The organism is Paracoccus marcusii (assembly GCF_006151785.1).
Lineage (GTDB): Bacteria > Pseudomonadota > Alphaproteobacteria > Rhodobacterales > Rhodobacteraceae > Paracoccus > Paracoccus marcusii.
In genome coordinates, this window is the sequence record NZ_VDDD01000226.1 from 1 (window position 1) to 2,137 (window position 2,137).

2 protein-coding genes are annotated in these 2,137 nt (G+C 60.8%); one reads left to right on the forward strand and one right to left on the reverse strand.

The features are described from left to right. The first annotated feature begins 570 nt into the window (after window positions 1-570). Window positions 571-1,320 carry a YcbK family protein gene (locus FHD68_RS18375; protein ID WP_208863813.1) on the forward strand — a complete coding sequence of 250 codons (750 nt, stop codon included), beginning with the start codon at window positions 571-573 and terminating at the stop codon, window positions 1,318-1,320. Between the two features lie 232 nt (window positions 1,321-1,552). Here FHD68_RS18375 and FHD68_RS18380 read toward each other — a convergent pair whose 3' ends face one another. Continuing rightward, window positions 1,553-1,915 carry a hypothetical protein gene (locus FHD68_RS18380; protein WP_139086544.1) on the reverse strand — a complete coding sequence of 121 codons (363 nt, stop codon included), beginning with the start codon at window positions 1,913-1,915 and terminating at the stop codon, window positions 1,553-1,555. Between the last annotated feature and the right edge of the window lie 222 nt (window positions 1,916-2,137).

Genomic DNA, 2,137 nt, shown 5'->3' on the forward strand with positions numbered 1-2,137 from the left:
AAACAATCCCCTGGCAGAGCCTGATTAAGATCCGGCTGTCGTCCTGTCGGTGACCCCATACCCTCACGGTCCATAGCCACCTAACCGACCGGCAACGAATAAGCCCACGTGCGGCTGCGCGCACCCTAGTGGCTTATTGCTGGAAGCCAATCCCCGCCGCCCTGATCGGCAAGCTTTCTTTCATCCATGTCCATAAGGGTACGGCGGCACCGGAACACCCACCGTCCGGCGCCGCCTGACCGGAGGGGCCAATAATTTGCCCTGTACCGGCTGTACGCATTTTTAGCCCGCCCTCAACACATGCCAATCCCCGCTCGCCCTGATCGGCAAGCTTTCTCTTATCCACGATTGAGAGGGGTAAGCGGCACCGGAAAGTCCAATCCAACCGGTGCCGCCTGACCGCTTCGGAACCACCAAAAACCAAAGCGGACGCTGACAACCTTAGTCCACAACCGCACGAATCTAACCCTCGCCCCATCGCAGTGCGGGGCTTTTTCATGTCTGGAGCATGCAATGAAAGTTTCGCATTTCAGCCAATACCCATCTGCCCATTGGCGCTGGCCCAACTTCTTGCCGCGCGAACTGGCGTCGCGTGAGGGCGAGCTGCTGATCGATCCGCCGTCGATGGACAAGCTGCAAACGCTCAGAAATGATCTGGCCCGGCCGATGGTCATCACCAGCGCCTACATATCGCCTGCGCACAACCGCACTGTGGGCGGCGCCACCGGCAGCCTTCACCTGCAGGGCAAGGCCTTCGATGTGGTTCTCGGCAACCATGATCCACATGCCATCATCACGGCCGCGCGCAAGGCTGGCTTCACGGGAATCGGGACCTACCCCAGACAGGGCCTCATTCACATCGACACGGGTCGTGTCCGGACGTGGGGCGATCCCTTTCCCCAGACCGCAACCGGCCTTGCGCTCGAACCGGTGAAAGCCCGGCCGCCTGTCATCGACAGCGTCCCGCCGGCGCCCCTGCCCTCTCCGGCTTCCCCCCGCCACCGGCCCTGCCAAGGGCGCCATCTACATCCTCGCCGCGCTGGCTGCTGCCGCGCTGGCCTTCTTCTGAGTGAAATGACCATGAACCCGCTGATACTCTTCAAGACCCTCCGCGACCTGTCGGCGCTGATCAAGCAGGCGAACCGCCTGGCCGGGCCGGACAAGCGCTGGTCGCTGGCCTTCACCAACCGCTCGTTCGTCGTCGCCTGCGTGGCGTTCGTGGCAGCCGCCGCTCTGATGATCGGCCTACCGTTTCCGATGCCGATCGATGTGACGGCAGAGACGATCTATGCCATCATCACCGTCGCAAGTCTGATTTGAGCCGGTCTCGAGCGCATGCTCGGAAACACCAGGGCGGTCTGGAACAGGAAGCAGGCCGTCGATGCTCTGACCGCAGCGCTAAACAAAGTTCCGGGGGTCTCAACCAAACAACCGTATTGACGTCTCTGCGCGGAGTGAGCCGGCTGGTATGCCATCACCGCTGTACGGCTTCTCATTTTACGGAAAAATGAGGTCTCCGGTCCAGCCAAACCGGTTCCGAAGGTCGAGAGCCTCAGGCCAGCTTGCGAACGGCAGTGCCGTCACCAGGCTCAGTACTTGCAGCAGGAACAGCACCGCCGGCAGTATGATCAACATCAGCGTGCATGCCCATGTGAGCGCGAGCAGAAGCTCGGTCGCGATCTGCCTGGCTTTTTGCATTTGCGCGCCTCTGCTTTACCGTCACCGCCGTCTTGCTCACGAACTTGTCGATCGTTTCGAGTTCGCTGATCATCCGCATGATGCGCAATCGGATGAAGGCCTCATCCTCATCACTGACTGCGATACGGGGGATGGCGACCCTGCAGGCCGTGATGACGGCCTTGGCATGGGCCAAGTTGATAGCGAGGTCTTTGCTCGTCTTCACGCGATAGTCCACTGGCAGCTCCGCCTGTTTTAGACAGAGTTACTTCGCATCTCTTAATGAAGGGTTAACCGTACGCCGATCGATATCACGGCGGAGACGTCCTCGCCTTCATCACCGCGGCAGGCCTGCTGTGGTCTGGCCACCGGCAGTTGGTACAGCTACTGACCTGCCACGGGTCTTTCATCCAGCCGCGACCGGAGTCCAAGGGTTGTTTACGCCGATTGGCGCAGGTTG